A 23,347-nucleotide genomic window follows, 5' to 3' on the forward strand; every position below is an offset into this window, starting at 1 on the left:
CCCCTATTCGGCGGCCAGCTGTTGGGAGGTCAATCCAAGTTTCGCGATTTTGCCAACCACCTCGCGAATCAAACCTTGAAAGTCCGCAAAAGAGTCGTGCGGAGCCACATTTTTTTCATCCATGTACAGAGAGCGATCAATCTCTATCTGGATGGCATGCTGTTTGCGAGACGGACGACCGTATTGTTGGGTGACGTAAGCCCCCGCAAACGGCGTGTTGCGCGACACTCGAAGGCCCGCATCGACAAAGGCCGCCTCGATGGCATCTACAATTTCACCATCGGACGATGCGCCAAACCTGTCCCCCAAGACCACCTGGGGTGGTGCGCCAGCGAACGACACATTTTCAATCGCTTCATGGGGCATCGAATGGCAGTCCACCAAAACAGCACGTCCGAACTGTTGGCGCGTTTCATCAAGCAGACTTGTCAGTTTAGCATGATACGGGTGCCAATACCCTGTGATACGCTCCTGTGCCTCTGCAAGTGATAGCTTGCCGCTATAAATAGGTCGACTGTTGGCCACGACACGCGGGATCACCCCAAGCCCTGAAGCCACCCGAGGATTAAGGGCCATCTTACGCACCCCACGTATAAGGGCAGGATCAAGTTCGTCGGCCGCGCGGTTCAAATCCAGAAAGGCGCGCGGGGCCCCTGCCAACAATAAGGGTGCTCCGAATTCCGGCGCTGCATCAAACAGTTGGTCGACAAATGCGTCTTCTGAACTACGAATCGTATCGGCGCACAGCAGAGAGCGACGCACAAACCAATCAGGATAATCATTCCCACTATGCGGCGATGCGAAAACCACAGGAGAGGTTCGCACAAGGGGCATTTTGATCGTATAGGCGTGCTTTGGCATGGTGTCTCCGCTTAGACAAACTATAGACTAAAAAATATAGTCATCAAAAGCCCTTGATCCCCCCGCCGACTCCTTTTATAGACGCCGCTACTGGCGCGGAATTTCGCGCCCCCTTTTGTTTAGGGGACGAATTTCCAGTCGGTTTCATGGGCGCTTAGCTCAGCGGTAGAGCACTTCGTTGACATCGAAGGGGTCACAAGTTCGAACCTTGTAGTGCCCACCATGAATTCATTGCCCCGTTTACGGGGTGCCCGTTAACCAGGCGCACGTCGCGCCGCGAACTGAGGAAATGGCCATGAAGGTTAAGAACTCGCTCCGCTCGCTGAAGTCGCGCCACCGTGACTGCCGCATTGTGCGTCGCAAGGGCCGCGTTTATGTGATCAACAAAACGCAACCACGCTTTAAGGCTCGTCAAGGTTAATCCTGACGTCTTAAACTAAATACAAAAGCCGCCTCTAGAGGCGGCTTTTGCTTTTTCTGGATGTGCCTTTGCTCTTAACGCATCTCGCTGCGTAAGATTTGATAGGTGTCCGCATCAACATATCCCGTCACGGTTCTTCCCAACTTGCGTTGTAGCGCACGAATCGCGTCACGCGTCTGCTCATCGATCACGCCATCTATGGGGCCGGGTTGGTATCCCAACTTTCGCAAGCCCTGTTCCATTTGCATACTCAGACTTGGATTCGGTCCAAGCAATGACTCTTCATACTGCCGCGCACGCTCAATCTGCGCGTTTGTGTGGTCCGGTAACGGTGTCGCCGCTGCCAAGTCCCCTAGACGTGCTCTGGCGGTGCTCGCATAGCGGCTGTTGGGATAGTGCCGCAAAAACGTTCGATAGCCTTGCAGGGTGTGAATACGGTCGGCGTCGCGCCATGCGGCATCCTCTCTGGCTGTTCGGGTCTGATACTCGAGATCAGACAAGCGCCGTTCGGCAATCGACACATAAGCACCGTTTGGATTGCGGCGTAGATATTCGCGATACCCAGCTATCGTATCCGAACGCTCGGCACGCACCCAATCGGCACCATCACGGCTCGCTCGCTCGACCTCTTCCAACTGACGTCTTGCGGTACCTGCATAGACGCCGTCGGGATATTCGCGCAAATACCGACGCAGGCCGTCGGCATCCCCGCGGGCCCCTGTGCGTTGCCAGTATGCGCGATCCTCTGCATCTCGTTGTGCTGCCAATTGTCGGCGGGCGTCTGCGGCATAAATTCCCTTGGGATATCGGCGAAGATAGTCGTTAAGGCCGCTTACAGACCCGGCCGATCCTGTCGCCCGCCAATACGCACGGTCGTCTCGCTCTTGTGCGGCCTGTTGGTCTCTGCGTGCGTTTTCTTCCTGCGCGCTCAGTTGCCGACGGGCATCACGCGCATAAGCCCCATTGGGATAGCGTTCGAGATATCGGTTTAGCCCCCATGTGGACCCCAACGCGCCTGTCGACTGCCAAAATGCCTTATCTTGCTGTGCACGCTCGCGCTCTTGTGCTCGATCATCGCGTGCTAGCCTCTCGCGCTCTTCGTCGGCCAACCTTCCAATTTCATACAGCTGATTCCCCGTGATGTATCCTGTGACATCATATCCGCGATCATTCTGCCATCGTGCGATAGCTTGCCGCGATCGGCGCCCCAGAACCCCATCTGCAGATCCGGGGCTATAGCCCAAAGTGCTCAGATCGCGTTGCAAAGCCCGTCGCTTGGAATAGGAAAGAGATAGCCTGTTTTCGACGCGGCGCGCCGCGTCAAGATCGGGCGAGTACTGTACCAGAATGGCCCCATTTGGTTGGACCGTGGCAAGTCCATCAATAACCGTACCGCGCGGCGCCCCAATCGCAGGTGTCATCGCCAGAGCGCCAACCCCCAAAATGATACATGCCCTAATATCCATATTTCCCTCGCGACGCAAAACAACAACAATCTTAAGCACATACTAGACTGTTGCCTCCACAAGAAAAGGCACAAGATAGATCACAAGTGAAGATCACCCGTTCAATATCTTGTGCCTTCATCTCTCGAGGGGGAGAGAACTTGTACCAGTTTAGTCGTATTTGCGTTGATCTTCGATCACGATGCCATCCTTTGGAAGGCTGCCGACAGAGACAAGCTCGACCTTGCCCTTCAACTTAAGGGTTTCGGCAATCGATTTTGCGTAAGCGTCAGCATCGGTCGAGTCGGTTTCAATCTGAACCGTCATTACATCCATCTCGCCGGACCGTGTCGCAATGACTCGTGCCTTTTGGATGTCATCGTGTTTCCCGACAAGTGCCGCGACCTGTTCAGGGCGTACAAACATGCCCTTAATTTTCGCGGTTTGATCCGCGCGACCCATCCATCCTTTGATCCGCATGTTCGTGCGTCCACACGGGCTTTGGCCTTCCAAAACAGCAGACAGATCACCTGTCGCAAACCGGATTAAGGGATAATCAGGATTCAGTGTGGTTACGACAACGTCACCGACTTCGCCCGGAGCCACGGGATTGCCCGTGCCCGGTGTCACGATCTCGACGATGACGTTTTCATCGACGATCATGCCTTCCATCGAAGGGCTTTCGTAAGCGATATTGCCAAGATCCGCGGTTGCATACGACTGCAAGCAGGTGATGCCACGATCCGCATACTCTTGACGCAAAGACGGGAACAACGCGCCCCCACCAACTGCGGCCTTAGTGATGTTCAACGTCACGCCCATCTCGGCCGCTTTGTCGAGAATGATTTTGAGATAGTCTGGCGTACCCGCATAGGCAGTCACACCAATCGCAGCAGCCGCTTGAACCTGAAGTTCAGTTTGGCCGATACCCGCGGGCACGACGGCCGCGCCAACAGCTTTGGCAGCGTTTTCAAAGATCATGCCGGCAGGGGTCAGATGGTACGCAAAACAGTTCTGCACGATATCATCAGACCCGAATCCCGCCGCATGCATCGCACGTCCCATACGCCACCAATCGTGGCCGTTCCCACCGGGTTCATAGATCGGACCGGGAGATTGGAAAATATGCGCGAAATCACTGACTGGTATGGCGTTAAACCCGCCAAGCGGGGGGTGTTCGGATTGGGCCTTGCCAAGCTCTGATTTGCGCAGCACGGGCAATGATGCCAAATCCGCAACGGTCTTGATCGCGGAAGGGTCTACGTTTGCAAAAGATCTCGCATACCCAGCCAAAGCCTTGGCGCGAGCGATTTGTTCGGGCAACGCTTTGGCAAGATCGGACGCACGGGTTTCAGCCGAGCGGGTTTCCAAATCATCAAAATACTGGCTCATTCGCCGTCCTCTATATTTGCTCAAGCCGGTTCGGCTGTTTGACGTCCGGCACTGGGCATCGGACATAAGTTAGCTGTGGACGAGCCAAAGGCATGTCCCTGTTATGATGCGATCATGGTTTATTGTCTGGTCGCTTTATGAGTGGGACAATTTTAGGCGGCTGTCCCCAACGCCATACCTATAAAGGCTTAGCTCAGCCAACGCTTGCGGCGGCGATACGAGCGAACATCACGGAAAGACTTGCGGCCGTCATCTGACATACCAAGATAGAATTCTTTCACGTCTGGGTTCTCGCGAAGCTCCGCTGCGGGGCCATCCATCACGACGCGGCCTGATTCCAGAATATAACCATAGTGTGCATATTTCAGCGCAACATTGGTGTTCTGCTCAGCCAAAAGGAAGGACACGCCTTCTTTTTCATTGATGGATTTCACGATCTCAAAAATTTGCTCTACGAGCTGCGGGGCAAGACCCATGGAAGGTTCGTCCAGCAAAATTGTTTCTGGGCGGCTCATCAGTGCGCGACCCATTGCAACCATTTGCTGTTCACCACCCGAGGTGTATCCAGCCTGTGATTTACGGCGTTCTTTCAGGCGTGGGAAATAGTCATAAACCATTTCAAGATCCCGCGCGATATTTGCACTGCCGTCTGCACGGGTATACGCGCCCGTAAGCAGGTTTTCTTCGACGGTAAGGTGCTCGAAACAGTGGCGACCTTCCATCACCTGGATCACACCGCGCTTTACAAGTGCCGCAGGATCAAGTTCCTGAATGCGATCCCCGCGATAATGGATCGATCCTTTGGTGACTTCGCCACGCTCGGAATGCAGCAAATTTGATACCGCCTTGAGCGTAGTAGTTTTGCCCGCACCGTTCCCGCCAAGTAGCGCGGTAATACCGCCCTTGGGCACGCTGAGGCTTACACCTTTGAGAACGAGGATCACGTGATTATAGATCACCTCGATGTTGTTGACCTCTAGTAGGGTCTCGTCAGTGCGACCGGCGTCAAGCATGTGAATCGTCTTTCTTAACGTTTAAGGGATTCCCGGCCGAAACCTGTCCGGCCGGGAACTGTCAAAAGCTTACTTACAGCCTTCGGCAATTTTGTTTTCAGCAGCATATGCGGCAGAGTCAGCATCGATCAGAGGCTGGATCACTGACATGTCTGATTCAGAGAAATCAGAGATCAGCGACCAAGACTTAGCCGAAGCGTCCCACTGAGCGATTGCGCCAGTACCCGGACCACCATGGTTTTCACAGCTCACTTTGAAGCTAGGACCAAAGTTTGGCATACCCAGTTCACCCATGCGGGCTTCTGTGATTTCCAAAGCTTCCATGCCATCACGCATCATCGCTGGTGTGATGTCTGCAGTGCCGTGAATTTTCTGAGCATTGGCTGCAGCTTCTGCTGCGAGCATTGCTGCATACAAACCGCGGTTGTACAGAGCTGTACCAATTTGGTCGCCAGCGCCGGCTGCGTTACCTGCATCAACAACATACTTTTGGATGTCGTCGAATACTGGGAAGTCGGATCCCACATTGTGGAACGTCACAGCTTTATAACCGTTTGCCTTGTCGCCTGCTGGAAGAACGTCGTTCTCAGAGCCAGACCACCATACACCAATGAAGTTTTCCATTGGGAAACGGATGTTTGCAGCTTCTTGAACAGCAACCTGGTTCATAACGCCCCAGCCGTACATGATCACATTGTCAGGACGCTCGCGGCGGATTTGCAGCCACTGCGACTTTTGCTCCTGACCAGGGTGGTCAACGGGGATCAAAGTCAGGTCATAACCGTGCTTTTTAGACAGCTCTTCCAATGTGCGGATCGGCTCTTTGCCATAGGCAGAGTTGTGATACAGAAGCGCAATTTTCTTGCCCTTAAGATCACCACCATTTTCTTCCAGAAGGTGGTTCACAATCAGCGACGCACCATTCCAGTAGTTGGCTGGATAGTTAAACACGTTCGAGAAGACTTTGCCGTTTGCGGCAGATGTCCGGCCATAGCCCATTGTGTGCAACGGAATTCCGTCTGCCGTCACTTTGGGGATCAGCTGGTATGTAATACCTGTGGACAGCGGTTGATAAACCAGTGCGCCTTCGCCCTTGGTCGATTCATAGCATTCCACACCTTTTTCGGTGTTATAGCCTGTTTCGCATTCCAAAAGCTTTGTAGGGACGCCGCCGATACCACCATCACGCGCGTTCAGCAGAGTAAAATAGTCTGCATAACCATCAGCGAACGGGATGCCACCAGCCGCATAAGGACCAGTCCGGTAAGACAGTGATGGGAATACCAGGTCCGCCATTGCCGGAGCCGCAGCCATCACAGCGCCAAGCGCCATAGTTGCCAGTTTCAATTTCATCGGGTTTTTCCTCCCTTAGGTTTTTCCGATTTAGTTCGGGATCTCCTCCTGATCCCGAAATTCTTTTGGATATGGCCCCGCCTTAGTGCGGGAAGGGCCACAGCCGTAGTTTTTCCTTGGTCACACGCCACAGTTGGGCAAGACCATGCGGTTCAGCGATCAGGAACGTCACGATCAACGCACCAACGATCAGGAATTCCAGGTGTGCCGCAGTGTCAGTTGGCCATCCGAGGCCACCAACAAGCACGTTCTTCAAAAGCACCGGAAGCAAGACAAGGAATGCTGCGCCCGCAAAAGATCCAAAGATCGAACCCAAGCCACCAATAATGACCATGAACAGCACGAGGAACGATTTGCTAATGCCGAAGGCTTCGCCAACTTCTACAGCGCCAAGGTACACAGCAAAGAACAGTGCGCCAGAGATACCGATAAAGAACGAGCTCACACCAAAGGCTGTCATTTTAGCCTTGAGAGGGTTCACACCGATAATTTCAGCCGCAATATCCATGTCGCGAATGGCCATCCATTTACGACCAGCCATTCCGCGGGTCAGGTTGCGTGCAACCAAGGCACACAAGACCAGGAAGACCAGACAGAACAGATACGTGGCCCATGCGCTGGTGTTTGCTCCGGTGACAGGCACGCCAAACAACGTACGCTCAGGGGCACTGATCTGACCAGATGCAGAATAGTTATAGAACCATGGCACACGGTTGAACAACCAGACCAGGAAGAACTGCGCAGCCAGTGTCGCAACCGCAAGGTAAAACCCTTTGATGCGCAAGCTCGGCAACCCGAACAGAATTCCGACGATGGCTGTAATTCCGCCTGCCAAGATAACGTGGAAGAAGATGTTCACTTCGGGGAAGGATGTCATCAGCTTGTAGCAGGCGTACGCCCCTACAGCCATGAAACCACCTGTACCCAACGAGACCTGACCACAGTAGCCGACCAGAATGTTAAGCCCGATCGCCGCAATGGCATAGATCAGGAAAGGTAGGAAGATCGCGTTAACCCAATAGTCGTTGATCATGAATGGAACAACTAGGAACGCAACCAGAAGTGCAACGTAATACCCAATCCGGTCGAATTTGATCGGGAATGTTTGGTTATCGGCGTCGTAGGACGTTTTGAAATCGCCCGCTTCACGGTAAAACATATTTTAGCTCCCTTGCGCTTGCGCGCGGTGGCGCGCCTCGGCGTCAAGTTGATTGGACTTCTTGGCATAACCGCTGACTTCGGCGGCTCGCACAAGTTTGAGATAGGCCGCTATGCCGGTCATAAGACCCACAAAGGCAAGTATCGCAGCCACTGTCAGTTGCCCGGAGGTCAGATCCTTTGCCGAAATGGCGAGGTATCCAAAGGCCCAGAAGCCGGACCAGGCAATCACATTGATAATGGCTACGAGTTTGGTCATTGGTCTCTAGACCCTCTCGATGATTTTTTCGCCAAACAGGCCTTGCGGACGGAAGACGAGGAAGATCAGAGCCAGAACGTAAGCGAACCAGTTTTCTGTCGCACCACCGACCATTGGGCCAATCGCGAATTCAAACAGTTTCTCACCGACACCGATAATCAAGCCACCGACAATCGCACCTGGGATTGACGTAAAGCCACCCAACATCAGAACCGGAAGCGCCTTAAGAGCAATCAGAGACAGCGAGAACTGAACGCCTGATTTTGTGCCCCACATAATGCCAGCCACCAGAGCAACGAAGCCTGCGACCGACCATACCATAACCCAGATAAAGTTCAGGGAGATGCCGACCGACAATGCTGCTTGGTGATCATCCGCCACGGCGCGCATCGCACGACCTTGTTTGGTGTACTGCGCAAAGATAACCAGCGCCACAACAAGAAGAGCCGCAATAACAGTGGCAACGATATCAAGGTTATCGATAAAGAAGCCGTAACCGAAGATGCCGTATGTCACCTCGTCGATGGCCAAGTTCATACCCTGAGGCAGGCCAACATTCATGGTCTTGATCTCAGATCCCCACATCAGGTCGCCAAACCCTTCGAGGAAGTAAGCCAAACCAATGGTCGCCATGAACAGGATAATAGGTTCTTGACCAACAAGGTGGCGGAACACAACTTTTTGTACAAGCCACGCCAGAATGACCATGACACCCATCGTCAGCAAGATCGCCACGAACCCGGGGACATGCCAACCAAAGTGGTGAATGTCAGTGCCAAGTGCCGCATTGATCAGGTGGCTAAAGGGAACCTGCCCTTCCATGATGCCCACAAGGGTCAACGCCGCGAACAACGCCATCACACCCTGAGCATAGTTGAAAATTCCAGAGGCTTTGTAGATCAATACAAACCCCAACGCGACCAGAGCGTACAAAACACCCGCCATCAAGCCGTTGAGGAAAACCTCCATCGCAAAAATCAGCTGTTCGGGCATCAGACTACGCCTCCGGTTTTCATGTTGGTTTCAATGGATAGATTAGTCATGTGCCACCCCCAGATAGGCGTCAATCACCGCCTGGTTGTTGCGTACTTCATCCGGGGTGCCGTCACCGATCTTTTTGCCATAGTCCATCACGACCACGCGATCCGAAAGGTCCATAACAACGCCCATATCGTGTTCGATAAGCGCAATCGTTGTGCCGAATTCGTCGTTCACGTCCAACACAAAGCGAGACATGTCTTCTTTTTCTTCGACGTTCATGCCCGCCATCGGTTCATCCAAAAGCAGAATGGATGGTTCGGCAGCCAAAGCACGCGCAAGCTCAACACGCTTTTTTAAACCATAGGGCAAACGACCAACGGGTGTTTTCCGGATGGCTTGGATTTCAAGGAAATCAATGATTTTCTCGACAACTTCGCGGTTTTCGACTTCTTCCTTCTGCGCCTTACCCTTCCAAAGGGCTTGGCTGAGGAGACCCGCATTCATCTGACGAATACGACCTGTCATCACGTTGTCCAGAACCGACATACCTTCGAACAATGCGATGTTCTGGAAGGTCCGAGCGATGCCCTGCTGTGCCACTTCGTAAGGCTTCATCTGCGGGCGCTTGGCGCCTTTGTACCAAACTTCGCCTTCTTGCGGGACATAGAACCCCGAAATCACGTTCAGCATCGACGATTTACCGGCGCCGTTCGGACCAATAATGGCACGAATTTCGCCTTCGCGGATATCGAAAGAAATATCGGTGATTGCGTTCACACCGCCAAATCGCAGCGTGATGTTCTTCATTTCCATCACTGTCGGGCCGATTGTACGGCCGTCATCGGTGACGTAGCTTTCTTGCGTACTCATTCTGCTGCTACCTTGCTGGCGGTGGACACAATCGCAGCATCACGCAGGTCTAGCGTGGCTTTGATCGCGCCTTTACGGCCGTCTTCATAGGTGACTTCTGTTTCTGTCGAAACTTGCGGAGACCCGTCATACAAACCTTCGATCAGGTCGCTGAATTTATTTTCAACGATCACACGACGTACTTTACGCGTACGGGTCATTTCCCCATCATCTGCATCCAGTTCTTTGTGCAGAACAAGGAAACGGTGAATCTGGCAACCTGACAACATCGGATCAGCGGCAACCGATTTGTTTACAGCCTCCACGTGCTCTTGAATTGTATCCAGCACCCGCGGATGACCAGCAAGTTCCTGATACGACGCATAGGCCACGTTGTTGCGCTCTGCCCAGTTCCCGACAGCCGTCAGATCAATGTTGATAAACGCGACACACCGGTCTTTGCCGTTCCCAAACAGAACCGCCTCGAGGATATCGGGGTAGAACTTGAGTTTGTTCTCAACAAACTTTGGTGCAAACATCGCCCCATCAGCCATTTTGCCAACGTCTTTTGCACGGTCGATAATCCGCAAGTGGCCTGATTGCTCTTCAAAGAAACCAGCATCACCTGTCGCGACCCAACCTTCTGCATCTTTGGTCGATGCCGTGGATTCAGGGTTCTTATAGTATTCAACAAACGTACCCGGCGAACGGTAGAAAATTTCGCCATTGTCGGCGATTTTGATTTCTACGTCAGGCGCAGGAACGCCAACCGTATCGGCACGCACTTCGCCATCGGGTTGAACCGTGATGAAAACCGTGGCTTCCGTTTGACCGTAAAGCTGTTTCAGGTTGATGCCCAACGACCGGTAAAATTCGAAAATCTCCGGACCGATTGCTTCGCCAGCGGTGTATCCAACACGCACACGACCAAAGCCAAGCGTATCTTTAAGTGGACCATAAACAAGGAAGTCACCAAGCTTGTATTTGAGACGATCCATGAACCCGACAGGTTTGCCATCAAGAATATTGGGGCCAACTCGCTTGGCATGCTCCATAAAGTGATGGAACATTTTATATTTGAATTTTCCAGCGTCTTCCATGCGGATCATCACATTGGTCAACTGGGTTTCAAATACGCGCGGAGGTGCAAAGTAATATGTCGGACCAATTTCACGCAAATCGGTCATCATTGTCTCTGGGCTTTCTGGACAGTTCACACAGAAACCAGTCCAGTATGCTTGACCCAACGAGAAGATAAAGTCACCGACCCATGCCATCGGCAAATAGGCAAGGATTTCATCGTCAGCGCGTAGATTATCAAACTCTGATGCGTTTTTCGCAGATTCAACAATATTCCGGTTGGACAGAACAACGCCCTTGGGCTTGCCCGTGGTACCAGATGTATAAAGCATCACGCATGTGCTGTCATATGTCAGCTTGGCGCGGCGCTCTTTCAGGTCCACAATCCATTCATCATAGGCCGCACGACCCTGATCTTGGATGTGGCTATACTCGTGCAATTGGTGGTGATCGTATTTACGCATTCCGCGCGGATCGACATAGATCATGTGCTCGAACTGGTGCAGCTGATCTTGGATATCGATCACCTTGTCGACTTGTTCCTGATCTTCGGCGATCACAAAACGCGCCCCACAATGACCCAGAATATAGGCCATCTCTTCGGCCGAGCTGTCATTATAAACAGGTACTGGAACGGCACCAATCGATTGCGCAGCGACCATAGCCCAATAGAAATATGGGCGGTTGCGACCGATAATGGCAATAAAATCGCCTTCGTTCACACCAACGTTGATCAGACCAAGCGCCAACGCCTCGATCTCTTTTTCGGTCTCGGCCCAAGTCCAGCTCTGCCAGATACCGAACTCTTTTTCACGGTACGCGTCTTTTTCCGCAAAAAGAGTAGCGTTCCGTTGCAAAAGCGCCGGAATGGACGCAAGTCCACCGGTCGCCTGTGACGACTGTGACAAATTCAAATCCTCCCTAAAGCCCGCCTCCACGGGCCCAAACCGCAAAAGCGATTCCTTCACCTCATTAGGTGTGCAGTAACCTTGGTCGTCAACTTTTTCTTGAACATTTCCTAATTCTTACAAATTGTAACAAGACCACTTTCCCACTTTGCCCCCCCTCCTCACAATGTTAGCCATGAGACAGGAGGGACGTAAATGGAGCCGAATTCTTCGACGACACAGGCAATGACCGTTGCGGGACTCAACCTGATTCAACAAGCGCTTTCGATATATGATAGTGATCTAAGACTTGTTGTATCTAACTCGCGTTTTCGCGAAATGTTCGAGCTCCCTAAGGCGCTGGTCACACCTGGCGCGCTGTTTGAAGATACCATTCGTTTCATGGCCGAGCGCGGCGAATATGGTACTTTGGCGGTCCCGGAAGAGCTTGATGCATTTGTTCAGGATCGCGTTGAACGGGCATTGGCGTTCGAAGCCCATTACCTTGAACGACAGCGCCGCGACGATAGCTGGATTTCTATTGAGGGCTCGCCGCTTCCCGAAGGCGGGTGGGTGGCTGTTTACACGGACATCACGCGTACAAAGCGACAAGAAGAGTTGTTGCGTGATCACTCGGAAGTCCTCTCCGAACAGCTTTTGGCCTATGCCGAAGAACTTTCGGCGACGAACCGCAAACTAGGCAGCACCGTCACCGCACTTGAAGAAGCAAAGCGGCAGCTGACAGAATCCGAAGCCCGCATGCGGCTAACTGCCGAAATGATGCCCGCGCACATCGCGCACGTCGGCCTTGATCGGATTTACACGTATTCAAACCGACGGCTTTCCTCGGTGATGACAGGGCGCCCTTCCAACATTATCGGCATGCACATCCGAGATGCGTTAGGCGAAAACGCATATATCGCGATCAAACCGCATCTGGACAAAGCTTTTCGCGGGGATCCTTCGGTATTTGAATTCACCTATTACCCCAGCACGCGGCGCATCCGCGTGGCGTTCACCCCCGACAGCGACACCAGCCAAAATCGCGGTGTATACATTCTGTCGATGGATATCACCGAAGAAACGCAAACCCGCGTCGCCCTGCAGCAAACGCGGCGTCGCGAAATTGCCGCACAGATGACCAGTGGCCTCGCGCATGATTTTTCCAATTTGCTCACCATCATCCTAGGCATGCAAGCCAAGCTACAACGTATGCCAATCGGGGATGACGCCAGCAAACTGGTCGAGGCGACGTTGAATGCGTCGCGGCGCGGCGGCACATTGCTGAACCGTATTGCGGATATGACGGGCCATCGAGCACCAGAGATGCAACCTACTGATATGGTTGGATTTCTTGATGACTTGCGCACACTTGCTAAGTCAACATTGTCTCCAGATATTTCGTTTACGATCAACAACCACATCTCGGAAGGGCCGCTGTTGATCGACCCGGGTATGGTTCAGGACTCGTTGGTAAATTTGATCCTGAACGCGCGTGACGCCTGCGAAGGACAAGGGGAAATTACACTTGATGCCCAAGTTCTGCACGATACCTGGATCGAGCTTAAGGTCTCTGACACGGGTACGGGGTTTTCGCGTGAAGCCCTGAAGCAGGCTCTCAATCCGTTCTTCACCACAAAGGGGAGCGAAGGGTCCGGCCTTGGGCTTGCAATGGTGTACGACCTTACCAAAATGTCCGGTGGTGAAGTTCGCTTGCAGAATACAGACGTCGGCGGCTCGGTCACCCTGCGACTGCCTCTCAGACGCGCCCGCCTAGACGCCACCCCGGGTTTGGCTCTGTTGGTGGAAGACAGCACCGACCTTCGCGGATTGATCCGCGATATGCTCACCGAATTGGGCTATAGCGTGATCGAAGCCGAAAGCGTTGACGAGGCGCATAGCTTGCTCGCCGAGATTCCAGATATTTCGCTTGTGCTTTCAGACATTTATCTTACGGGCGAAGCCACAGGCGTCGACCTTATTCGATCCTTACCCATCGACGGTATGTCTTCATTTTTGATGACGTCTCTGCCCAAATCGCACCCTCTCTATGTTGAAGGTGCCGCTCGCGTTCCGATTCTGCCTAAGCCCTTTACAGCAGAGCAACTCTCAGCATTTCTAAACTCGAGGTGATATCATGACCGCCCCCCTTGTCACCATTTTGGATGATGAACCCGAAATTCGATCCATCCTATCAGAAGCCCTTGAGGATGCGGGTTTCCGAACCATGGGCTTTGGGCGCGCAACAGAATTCGAAGCGGCTCTTAAAACGTTTTCACCAGATGTTTGCTTGGTGGATCTCGGGTTGCCAGACAAAGACGGTCTGACATTGGTGCACCGTCTGGCCTTAGAGCAGGGCGCCGCGCTTATTATCATTTCCGGACGCGTTCAGGTTCAGGATCGTGTAACCGGGCTGGAACTGGGTGCCGATGATTACATCATTAAACCCTTTGATCCGGCCGAGGTCGTGGCACGTGTCCGCGCGCGACTGCGCAACGGGCGCTCTGCTGCGAAAACCGTCAGCAATACCGCAAGCTTCAATGGGTGGACCGCGTTTTTTGACCGCTATATTCTCAAGGATGATACTGGCATCGAAACACCGTTCAGCCATGCGGAAGGCGAAGTTCTACGCCTGTTTCTGGACAGCCCCAAACGCTTGATCAGTCGCGCACACATGCAAGAGACACTTGGTGGCACCGCCGGCGAAAGCTTTGATCGCGCGATGGATGTTCGTATCTCAAGACTGCGTACCAAGCTTCGCGAGGATCCGAAAAACCCACGCTTGATCAAGACGATCTATGGAGCCGGATACATCTTTCTTGGCGATGTCACGTGGTCCTAGAGCCCGATACGCACACGTGTGTCAAAACCGTGTTTTGCTTGCAAAGCTTGCATAAGAGAACGAGCCACAAGAAACACCAGAGATATTAATGACGACGCTTGCGTCTATTGCGCTGCGAATCGCGGTGGCCTAAAGTTTCCGCATGGCGATTTGCATTCTTTACCGGCGCACACGCGCAAGGCACCCACGTTTTTACAGGATTGAAATAGCGTATAACCTATTCAACGAGATTTCTGTGATGCGAGAATGGGGCATCGCAGGTGGTAAAGGCCGAAGCATGATCTCGATCTATGGCAACCTCAAAGATGCCTCTGTGGCCGCCGACAAATGGCGCACGCGCGCGCAAAAACGGGGCTATGCACGATCAGATCGCATGCTGATCTCTTAGCCAACAGAACACAGCGTCAGAAATTTGGTGTCACCTCTGGCAGCGGCCCCGAAAGGCCGCCGCAGGTCGTGATACAACGAGTGCTGCCTACTGGGCGGCGATTTCTGTTTGTGCCTTTTCAATACGCACCGCAGAAAACTTGAACTCGGGGATTTTGCCATACGGGTCAATCGCCGAGTTCGTCAGAATGTTGGCGGCCGCTTCAACGTAAGCAAAAGGCACGAACACCATGTCTTCAGCAATGGCACGATCTGCACGAGCCATGATGTTGATGGACCCCCTGCGCGTGGTCAAACGCACCATTTCCCCAGGTTCCACACCCATGCGGCGCAACGTCTTCGGGTGCAACGAACAGTTAGCTTCGGGCTCTACTGCATCCAAAACCAAAGACCGACGTGTCATAGACCCCGTGTGCCAATGCTCAAGCTGCCGCCCCGTGGTCATAATCATCGGGTACTCTGCATCCGGAACTTCATCAGGCGGGATCACACTTGCGGGCGTAAAGCGTGCACGCCCGTCTTCACGTGGGAAGCCATCACCGAATACAATGGCCTGACCGGGGTCGGTCGGGGTCAACGACGGATATGTAATGGTTTCGGTTTTCAAACGATCCCATGTGATGTTGTTCAACGACTTCATATTGATTTTCATCTCATCAAACACTTGGGACACATCTTCGTACGCCCAGTCGAGGCCGATACGCTGCGCCAGTTCGACGGTAATTTTCCAATCTTCGCGCGCATCCCCCGGGGGCGTCACGGCGGGACGGACCCGTTGCACCTGACGGTTGGTGTTCGAAACCGTACCATTTTTCTCGTACAGGGCAGATGCTGGCAAAATGATGTCTGCAAAGTTCGCGGTTTCGGTCAAGAAAATGTCCTGAACGATCATCAAATCCAGTTTGGCAAACGCATCACGCGCGTGATCAACATCAGGGTCAGACATGGCAGGGTTTTCACCTTGGATGTACATCCCTTTGATATTGCCCGCATAAACTTGATCCACGATCTCGGTAACTGTCAGACCTTTTTCATTGCTGAAATCATCGCTGTCCCAGACATCTGTAAACGCTTTGCGGATACCGTCATCTGTCACAGATTGATAATCCGGCAAGAACATCGGTATCAAACCAGCATCAGATGCGCCTTGCACATTGTTTTGCCCCCGTAGCGGATGAAGCCCCGCCCCGGGTTTCCCAACGTTGCCAGTCATCAAAGCCAGCGAAATCAGGCACCGCGAATTGTCAGTCCCGTGAATATGTTGTGAAACACCCATACCCCAGAAAATCAAACCAGCCTTGCCATTGGCAAAGGTACGCGCGACTCGGCGCAGCTGGTCCGGGTCGATGCCGCAAATTTCGCTCATGGCTTCTGGCGAGAACCCCTTGAGATGCGCTTTTTCGGCCTCCCAGTTCTCGGTGAACTTTTCAATATATGCCTGATCATAGAGTTCTTCTTCGACGATGACATGCATGATCGCATTCAACATCGACACATCTGCTCCCGGACGGAATTGCACCATCTCGGTTGCAAAGCGGCGCAAGCCGACGCCACGTGGATCCATCACAATCAGTTTGCCACCACGTTTAGTGAACTGTTTGAAATACGTTGCCGCAACCGGATGGTTTTCAATGGGGTTTGACCCGATCACGATCGCCACATCCGCATTTTCAATTTCATTGAAGGTTGCTGTCACAGCCCCAGACCCGACATTCTCGATCAGGGCCGACACCGAAGACGCGTGGCACAGGCGCGTACAGTGGTCCACGTTATTGTGCTTGAACCCCTGACGGATGAATTTTTGGAACAAATACGCTTCTTCGTTGGTGCATTTTGCCGACCCGAAGCCAGCAACAGACCGGCCACCGTGCGTATCGCGCAGCTGACTCAGCCGATCACCCGCAAGCGCCATGGCCTCTTCCCACGTTGCTTCTCTGAAATGCGTGGAAAGATCGCTTGGGTCCACGTTCAAACCTTTTTCCGGCGCATCATCGCGTCGAATCATCGGCGTTGTCAGGCGATGGGGGTGATGGATATAGTCAAACCCGAACCGGCCCTTGACGCACAGGCGACCCTCATTGGCAGGGCCATTGATACCTTCGACGTATTTAACTTTGCCATCTTTGACCTTGAGCGACACCTTACAGCCGACGCCACAAAACGGGCACACGCTTTCGGTTTCTGAGTCGAAATCATTCAGATCGCCAACTTGCGCGTCATCCAAAACGGCTGCGGGCATCAATGCGCCCGTCGGACATGCTTGCACGCATTCGCCACATGCCACACAGGTGGATTGCCCCATCGGGTCCATGATGTCGAACGTTGGATAGGCATCATGGCCACGTCCGGCCATTCCGATGACGTCGTTCACTTGGACTTCTCGGCAGGCACGCACACAAAGACCGCATGAAATACACGCATCAAGGTTCACATTCATTGCAACGTGCGAGTCGTCCAACAGCGGAATGCGCCCGTCTTCCAGCTTGGGAAAGCGGCTTGTGGAGACCCCGTTCAAATCGGCCATATCCCAAAGGTGGCTGGATTTGTCGTGGGCTTCCTCGCGCGCGGGTTGGTCCGCGACAAGCATCTCGATCACCATATTGCGCGCGGATGTCGCGCGGGTCGAATCCGTTGTTACGACCATGCCCTCCACGGGTTCGCGAATACAGGACGCGACCAATGTGCGTTCACCTTCGACTTCGACCATGCAGGCCCGACAGTTGCCGTCCGGACGGTATCCCGGCGCAGGCTTGTGGCACAAATGCGGGATCACAAGGCCACGCCCATTGGCGACTTCCCAAATGGTTTCGCCTTTGCGGGCCTCGACGGTTTGCCCATCCATGGTAAATTTGATTGTGTCGGACATGCGTGCCTCCCTATTCAGAGCCTACATTACCCCAGACTCGGAATACGTCGAGCCACCCAATCCGACAGACCAAACCCATTTTGCGCCAATACCAGCCGTTTACCGGCACAGCGCACCCCGTACATGATATCACGTTCGGGTCGAAAATTCCCTTTTCGCCGACGCGACAGTGGCATAGGCAGGGCATAACATCAGGAGTTACATATGCCCCATATCACCCTTGTTCGCCATGGCCAGGCCAACACCGAAGCCCGTGATGAAGTCAGCTATGATCGTTTGTCAGACCTAGGTCATCAACAAGCCCGCTGGCTGGGGGATCACATGACCAAAACGGGCGATCGGTTCGAACGGGTCTATACGGGCACAATGACTCGGCATCTGGAGACGGCGCAAAGTATGGGGGCAACGGATCATGCAACAATAGTTCAAGATCCTCGGCTGAATGAATTTGCGTATTTTACATTATCTCACCTGATGGAAGAACAGCATGGCCTAAAGGTTCCACAGGAACGCGAAGGCTTCATCGAGCATCTGCCGCGGGTATTGGGTGCATGGCAAGATGACGCCATCCAAGGTGCCCCTGAATCATATCAAGACTTTGCCGCACGTGTGAGCGCTGCAATGTCGGACATCGCAGACGGCCAAGGCCGCGCATTGGTCGTGACATCGGGGGGCTTAATCGGAACTGTTTTGCGTCAGACGCTAAACTTGGATGTTCAGGGCTGGTCGCAGATGTGCCTTGCGATTATGAACACGTCGGTTCACCGCTGGCAGATGGTTCTGGGTAACCCATTGCTGGTGCAATTTAACGCCATTCCGCATTTGGAAGCGCCAGACCGACATACGGCCCAGACTCATCTGTAAAGGGGCGCACGCCCCTCCACATACTCAGCCAACATTAAAGATTAATCAGATCAGGCCGCAGCGTCTTGATGATCTTTGTGCACAAACTTGCAGTCACAATACGGGCACTCCACCCAACCATGTTCGTTTGGGATCTGCAGGTAGACGCGCGGATGCCCGCCTTCGCCGCCGTCACAGGCCACCTTGTAGGTGTCAACGATCTTGGTTTCTGGCGCTTGCGTAGTCATCTTGGCGGGGTCCTTTTGGTTGTCGTTCCTGGCCGATTTGGATATGCCGAATATGAGCGATCCAGAAGCTGGGGGCAAGTGCAGCCATGACGCAGAATGCAATCGAAATTCGCGACCTGCAAAAAACATACGGTGGTGGGCGCAAAGAGCCAGCCAAACATGCCCTCAAGGGGATTGATCTGGATATTCCAGCCGGCTCAATTTTTGGCCTGTTGGGGCCGAATGGTGCGGGAAAATCCACCATGATCAACATCATGGCCGGCTTGGTCACCAAAAGCTCTGGCAACGTGAAAATTTGGGGGTTTGATCAAGACAGCAACCCGCGACAATCCCGTGCGGCCATTGGCGTTATGCCCCAAGAGCTAAATCTTGATCCGTTTTTCACTCCGCGCGGCGCTCTGGAAGTGCAGGCAGGGTTGTATGGCGTCCCTAAATCCCAGAGATACAGTGATGAAATTCTGGAGATGGTTGGGCTAACTGACAAAGCCGAAGCCTATGCCCGAACCCTGTCTGGTGGTATGAGACGGCGCCTGTTGCTGGGCAAGGCATTGGTGCATCGCCCGCAAATTCTTGTCTTGGATGAACCCACCGCGGGCGTCGACATTGAACTCCGCCAGATGCTGTGGAGCAATATTCGCAAGCTTAACAACGATCACGGCACCACTATCATCCTAACAACGCATTATCTGGAAGAAGCAGAAGAGATGTGCGACGAAATTGCGATCATCAATCAAGGTACGCTTGTCACGCGCGACAGCACCGCCAACTTGTTGGGGCAAATTGATGCAAAAACCATGGTGATCGACCCGGCTTCGCCGCCCACACAGCTTCCTCAAGCACAAGGCATCAGCGTCGAACGGCGCAGCGATGGAACGCTCGCCTTAAGTTATCACGCCCAAGAGACCAGCGCAGAGCAAGTTCTCGAGGCGGTACATGCCGCAGGTATTCTGATACGGGACGTCAAAACCGAACAAGCAGATCTGGAAGACGTGTTCTTAAAGCTCACCGCTAAGCCATAAATTTAGTCTGCAAAAAGATGATCTGTTTCTGCGATCTTTTGGGATACTTCAGAAGTTTCAGACAAAAATGCCTGCACCGCAGCAATGTGGCTTTCCGGGGTTCCCGATTGCCGCAAGCGTACATGGTTCGCAAAATTCGCATCCCGAATACGATCCGCTTCCAAAACCATATCTTGCTGGATGGTCGGCAACAGTCGTTCCAAGGTTTCGCGCGGTGTCTGAGGGCCTGCCAACCCAATACGTGCAGCATGCCCCACAAGATATTCGTCAGAGAAATCGCACTGAATTTCCAATAACCGCGTCATGGAGCGGTCCCCGAAAAAGTCATGCAGCAAATCCAACGACGATGGATCAAGACACATCACCAAACGGTTGGTGTCATAATAATCGAATAGCATACGCATCAACGCGCGGCGGTGGCGGGTACGTTTGCCAAGGGTGGCTTGAATCCCCCCCAAGTCAGGGAGAGGTGTAGATTCTTCGTTGAACAAATAGGCAACCGTCGGAATGTTTGTTTCCTGTCGAACCATTTCCAACAATCGCTTAGCAACGTGCCACTTCTTGCACACAATGATCATGAGTTCGCGATCACGCCCCAATGTGGATTCGGTTTCCCAAAAACGGCTAGCGAACCGCCGACCAATACGGCCACGGCCCGTCAGAAATGTGAACAGGCTCGGCCCTTCGGCAGAGATTTGAAATTCTACGTCGTGTTCCGCATATAGCTTACCCAGGCGTTCTTTGAGTTCTTTGGCCTCAGGGCTGATCTTGCGCGCAAACAGATAATCCTGACTCAGCAACAGATCATAATGGTCGTTATAGAACGTCAAAGGCATTCCATAATCTGTGAACATCAAGAACGTCAGCGTACGTGTACGGATGTCTTTTTCCGGAATGAGATGGCGTACAATCGTTTGAAAAAACGTTTCGTCGGGAATCCACGTTGTCCGGAAAAACCGCATAACATCTTTACGTTCATGCGTGAATTCCAGAACAGCCTCGATGGTTTGGCGACGCAGGCACCACCACTGTGATCCAATTTGAATTTGCACATCATGTGGTATCTCGCGCGTCAATCCGAACCGTTTTTGCAGGTTAAATGACGTATAAAAACGCCACTTCTGAGTGCGCTCATTGAAGAAGTGGCGATAGATAAGCCGCTCTTCTTTCATGCCTGTCTTGATCCAATCGCTGTCGAAATAGTCAAAGCTCTCGATGAAATCGCAATCATTATTATCGAGATAGTCATGAATATAGTCGGCGGTTTTGATCGGCTGGCAGTCACCAGACAACATATAAAAATGAGTGGCACGTGGAAACGTATCAACTGCAGCCTGCACCGCATACAGCGTCGCCTGAACAAGAGACCATTCCCCCCAACCACATTTGATACGTTTTACGGCAAAGGCCACGTTTGGATTATCTGCCAATGCGTTACGAATAGTGCGGTAATGATCTTGCTTGGCGCTCGCATCAAAGTGAATCGCGATGTAATCGCCAGCTGCAGTAAGCCTCTCTGCCTGCTGCACAATGGCCTCGGGATCCTTGTGGCAGAGCAAAATGAAAGCGATTTTTGCCATATTGGAAACCAATACCTCGTTTTTACATTGATTGTTTACCTAGATAATGATGAACGGGCGTTGAATAAACCGACTTTCTTTGCTTTTTTGTAAGCAATACAAACTGTGGCCAATTTGCTAAGAAACCACAGACCAACTGGAGGCAAAGTAATTATGGGGTTTCCCGGCACCTGGATGACCGAAAGCGAAAGCGTTGTGTACCGCGTTGTACCCAAATGCGCCTGTTCGACAATCGGCCAGATCATGTATTATTCAGATCACGGCGAGTTTTTTGATGGCGACATTCATGACGCGGTCGGCGGAATGCACAAATGGGCGCTCGAAGAGAGCCAAGACGCGATTACGCGTAATGTGCAAGGGCACGAATCCTACGCCTTTACCTGTGTGCGCAACCCGTATACCCGCATCTTGTCGTCGTTCTTTGACAAAATTTGCGGCATTCAACGTAACGGACGCCGATACCGCGGAAACCTTGTCCCTCTTTTGATCCAGAAATATGGCATCGAAGTCGGTGGTGACGACGGCAAGCAAGACTTTGACCAGATCAAGAGCTTTCGTCGGTTTTTGCTTTTTGCGCGCGACACCATTCGTTGGCGGCGCCCTATGGATCCCGATATCCACTGGTCCGCAATGTCTGGCCATGTGTCGACATATATTGTCAACGGCGGGCGCTATGATAACATTTTTTGGACCGAGCAATTCAATGACGGCATGCAATCTGTCTTGGACAATATCGAAACGCCGCACAGCGTAGATCTCGCCAACATTCCAAGATTCAACGAATCTGAAGGACATGGCCCAAAACGCGCGCATCCGGTCGAAGATTACTTTGATGATCTCTCGATGCATCTCATCTATGAAATATTCAAACGGGATTTTGATCTGTTCAAGTACGATTTCAAAGACCCGTCCAACAAGATGCCCATCGGGGAAATCGATCTGGATGAGGTTCACGCGAAACTGGGGCAATAGCGCCAAGCGCCACGATCCGAAATGCTCAACCCTCTCTGACGCGCGCCGCTAAACAGCCTGACGCGCGCCAATACACGTCGCAATCGTTACGCCAGTGGAACGCAGGTCATCGGCAAAGCGCGTCAGGAGTGGTTATTACCATCTGTGGCACACGCATGCCCAGCACGGGCACAAATGCGTCCAAATGATCAGCGCGAGCACTGGACACAGGAAGTGCCCCATAGTTGTGCGTGCTATTGGTATGCACTGCGCCGTTCACGACGCCAATTCATGCTATAGAAATTGTGCCAGAAGTGCCCCAAATACGGATTTCAGATCCCGTCGTGGCATCGGGTGGCCCATTATCTGGTGCTGCATCATCTGACGAAACACCCCATCCAACAGCGCATAATGAATTGCGACATCCCCAACGGGGTCTTTCCCGGCCTTCTCGAATGCCAATTGGACGATCCCAATAAGTTTGGCCTCGATTTCGGCGACGACCGGCCGAAAGGCCACATCAAATAGGGCCTGATTTCGGATGTCGTACCAAAGCCGATGTGTCATCTCGTCGTCAATGATCGAGGTCACCAGCGCTTCGGAGAACGCTTCGACAACCTGATCACGACCAGACACACCTTCCAATGCTTGAAACAGATCATTCACGAACTGTTCTTTGTAAATCTCAACGCAATAGATGATCAGCTCAGCGCGATCCTCGAAATAATAATGCAACATCCCCAACGACTGATCGCTGTGGGCCGCAATATCGCGCAGGCTGGTATTGGCATACCCCAACTCCTTGAGCGCCTCGATTGCGCTTTCTGCAATCCTGCGTTTTTTTTCGTCGCGCTTGGCGGTCTTGCGCTGAGCGCGCGCCTGTAATTTGGATGGCATTTCATTCATTGCTCA

The 23,347-nt window shown here is 52.8% G+C and carries 21 protein-coding genes and 1 tRNA gene; 8 read left to right on the forward strand and 14 right to left on the reverse strand.

Going from position 1 to position 23,347, the window contains the following annotated elements:
- Positions 1–3: 3 nt before the first annotated feature.
- Positions 4–861: an N-formylglutamate amidohydrolase gene (locus tag FAP39_RS12550; protein ID WP_138016748.1), complete on the reverse strand. Its 858-nt coding sequence runs from the start codon at positions 859–861 to the stop codon at positions 4–6.
- Positions 862–1,009: 148 nt separating this feature from the next.
- Here FAP39_RS12550 and FAP39_RS12555 point away from each other — a divergent pair.
- Positions 1,010–1,084, forward strand: a tRNA-Val gene (locus FAP39_RS12555).
- Between the two features lie 72 nt (positions 1,085–1,156).
- Positions 1,157–1,282, forward strand: coding sequence for a type B 50S ribosomal protein L36 (ykgO, locus tag FAP39_RS12560; protein ID WP_009828855.1), 126 nt, complete (start codon positions 1,157–1,159; stop codon positions 1,280–1,282).
- A 74-nt stretch (positions 1,283–1,356) separates the two neighbouring features.
- Here ykgO and FAP39_RS12565 read toward each other — a convergent pair whose 3' ends face one another.
- The 9 genes from FAP39_RS12565 to FAP39_RS12605 all read right to left on the reverse strand — a co-directional run bounded on the left by FAP39_RS12565 (position 1,357) and on the right by FAP39_RS12605 (position 11,720).
- Entirely contained in the window at positions 1,357–2,748 is a 1,392-nt protein-coding gene (locus FAP39_RS12565; protein WP_138016749.1) for a peptidoglycan-binding protein, read from the reverse strand.
- A gap of 150 nt (positions 2,749–2,898) precedes the next feature.
- A complete protein-coding gene (locus FAP39_RS12570) occupies positions 2,899–4,119 on the reverse strand; it encodes a phenylacetate--CoA ligase family protein (RefSeq protein WP_138016750.1) in 1,221 nt (406 codons plus the stop codon).
- 188 nt (positions 4,120–4,307) lie between these two features.
- Positions 4,308–5,132: an ABC transporter ATP-binding protein gene (locus tag FAP39_RS12575; RefSeq protein WP_138016751.1), complete on the reverse strand. Its 825-nt coding sequence runs from the start codon at positions 5,130–5,132 to the stop codon at positions 4,308–4,310.
- Between the two features lie 69 nt (positions 5,133–5,201).
- Complete coding sequence (locus tag FAP39_RS12580; protein ID WP_138016752.1) at positions 5,202–6,485, reverse strand: ABC transporter substrate-binding protein; 1,284 nt, start codon at positions 6,483–6,485, stop codon at positions 5,202–5,204.
- 82 nt (positions 6,486–6,567) lie between these two features.
- On the reverse strand, positions 6,568–7,644 hold the full coding sequence (locus tag FAP39_RS12585; RefSeq protein ID WP_138016753.1) for a branched-chain amino acid ABC transporter permease: 1,077 nt from the start codon (positions 7,642–7,644) through the stop codon (positions 6,568–6,570).
- 3 nt (positions 7,645–7,647) lie between these two features.
- Complete coding sequence (locus FAP39_RS12590) at positions 7,648–7,902, reverse strand: hypothetical protein (protein WP_138016754.1); 255 nt, start codon at positions 7,900–7,902, stop codon at positions 7,648–7,650.
- 6 nt (positions 7,903–7,908) lie between these two features.
- On the reverse strand, positions 7,909–8,895 hold the full coding sequence (locus FAP39_RS12595; protein ID WP_138016755.1) for a branched-chain amino acid ABC transporter permease: 987 nt from the start codon (positions 8,893–8,895) through the stop codon (positions 7,909–7,911).
- A 42-nt stretch (positions 8,896–8,937) separates the two neighbouring features.
- Positions 8,938–9,753, reverse strand: coding sequence for an ABC transporter ATP-binding protein (locus FAP39_RS12600; protein ID WP_138016756.1), 816 nt, complete (start codon positions 9,751–9,753; stop codon positions 8,938–8,940).
- On the reverse strand, positions 9,750–11,720 hold the full coding sequence (locus tag FAP39_RS12605; protein WP_138016757.1) for an AMP-binding protein: 1,971 nt from the start codon (positions 11,718–11,720) through the stop codon (positions 9,750–9,752). Before FAP39_RS12605 ends, FAP39_RS12600 begins: the two co-directional genes overlap by 4 nt.
- A gap of 195 nt (positions 11,721–11,915) precedes the next feature.
- On the opposite strand from FAP39_RS12605, the gene FAP39_RS12610 reads away from it, so the two are divergent.
- The 3 genes from FAP39_RS12610 (at position 11,916) to FAP39_RS12620 (ending at position 14,929) form a co-directional block, all read left to right on the forward strand.
- The gene (locus FAP39_RS12610) at positions 11,916–13,832 is read left to right on the forward strand and encodes a PAS-domain containing protein (protein WP_138016758.1); all 1,917 of its coding nucleotides are present in this window, start codon (positions 11,916–11,918) and stop codon (positions 13,830–13,832) included.
- Between the two features lie 4 nt (positions 13,833–13,836).
- Positions 13,837–14,541 carry a response regulator transcription factor gene (locus FAP39_RS12615; protein WP_138016759.1) on the forward strand — a complete coding sequence of 235 codons (705 nt, stop codon included), beginning with the start codon at positions 13,837–13,839 and terminating at the stop codon, positions 14,539–14,541.
- Between the two features lie 142 nt (positions 14,542–14,683).
- Positions 14,684–14,929 (forward strand): WGR domain-containing protein, encoded by a 246-nt coding sequence (locus FAP39_RS12620; protein WP_138016760.1) that lies wholly within the window; start codon positions 14,684–14,686, stop codon positions 14,927–14,929.
- A gap of 87 nt (positions 14,930–15,016) precedes the next feature.
- Here FAP39_RS12620 and fdhF read toward each other — a convergent pair whose 3' ends face one another.
- Positions 15,017–17,794 carry a formate dehydrogenase subunit alpha gene (gene fdhF / locus FAP39_RS12625; protein WP_138016761.1) on the reverse strand — a complete coding sequence of 926 codons (2,778 nt, stop codon included), beginning with the start codon at positions 17,792–17,794 and terminating at the stop codon, positions 15,017–15,019.
- Positions 17,795–17,998: 204 nt separating this feature from the next.
- Here fdhF and FAP39_RS12630 point away from each other — a divergent pair, with 204 nt between their 5' ends.
- A complete protein-coding gene (locus FAP39_RS12630) occupies positions 17,999–18,658 on the forward strand; it encodes a histidine phosphatase family protein (RefSeq protein WP_138016762.1) in 660 nt (219 codons plus the stop codon).
- Between the two features lie 50 nt (positions 18,659–18,708).
- Here FAP39_RS12630 and FAP39_RS12635 read toward each other — a convergent pair whose 3' ends face one another.
- Positions 18,709–18,885, reverse strand: coding sequence for a zinc-finger domain-containing protein (locus FAP39_RS12635; protein WP_138016763.1), 177 nt, complete (start codon positions 18,883–18,885; stop codon positions 18,709–18,711).
- A gap of 86 nt (positions 18,886–18,971) precedes the next feature.
- Between FAP39_RS12635 and FAP39_RS12640 the strand changes: the two genes are divergently transcribed.
- Positions 18,972–19,904 carry an ABC transporter ATP-binding protein gene (locus FAP39_RS12640; RefSeq protein WP_138016764.1) on the forward strand — a complete coding sequence of 311 codons (933 nt, stop codon included), beginning with the start codon at positions 18,972–18,974 and terminating at the stop codon, positions 19,902–19,904.
- 2 nt (positions 19,905–19,906) lie between these two features.
- Here FAP39_RS12640 and FAP39_RS12645 read toward each other — a convergent pair whose 3' ends face one another.
- The gene (locus FAP39_RS12645) at positions 19,907–21,484 is read right to left on the reverse strand and encodes a DUF5928 domain-containing protein (protein WP_138016765.1); all 1,578 of its coding nucleotides are present in this window, start codon (positions 21,482–21,484) and stop codon (positions 19,907–19,909) included.
- Between the two features lie 153 nt (positions 21,485–21,637).
- Between FAP39_RS12645 and FAP39_RS12650 the strand changes: the two genes are divergently transcribed.
- A complete protein-coding gene (locus FAP39_RS12650) occupies positions 21,638–22,456 on the forward strand; it encodes a sulfotransferase family protein (protein WP_138016766.1) in 819 nt (272 codons plus the stop codon).
- A 273-nt stretch (positions 22,457–22,729) separates the two neighbouring features.
- Here the strand turns inward: FAP39_RS12650 and FAP39_RS12655 are convergent, their stop codons facing one another.
- Positions 22,730–23,341, reverse strand: coding sequence for a TetR/AcrR family transcriptional regulator (locus FAP39_RS12655; RefSeq protein WP_138016767.1), 612 nt, complete (start codon positions 23,339–23,341; stop codon positions 22,730–22,732).
- Positions 23,342–23,347: the final 6 nt, after the last annotated feature.

It is taken from the genome of Shimia litoralis, assembly GCF_005518135.1.
Lineage (GTDB): Bacteria > Pseudomonadota > Alphaproteobacteria > Rhodobacterales > Rhodobacteraceae > Shimia_E > Shimia_E litoralis.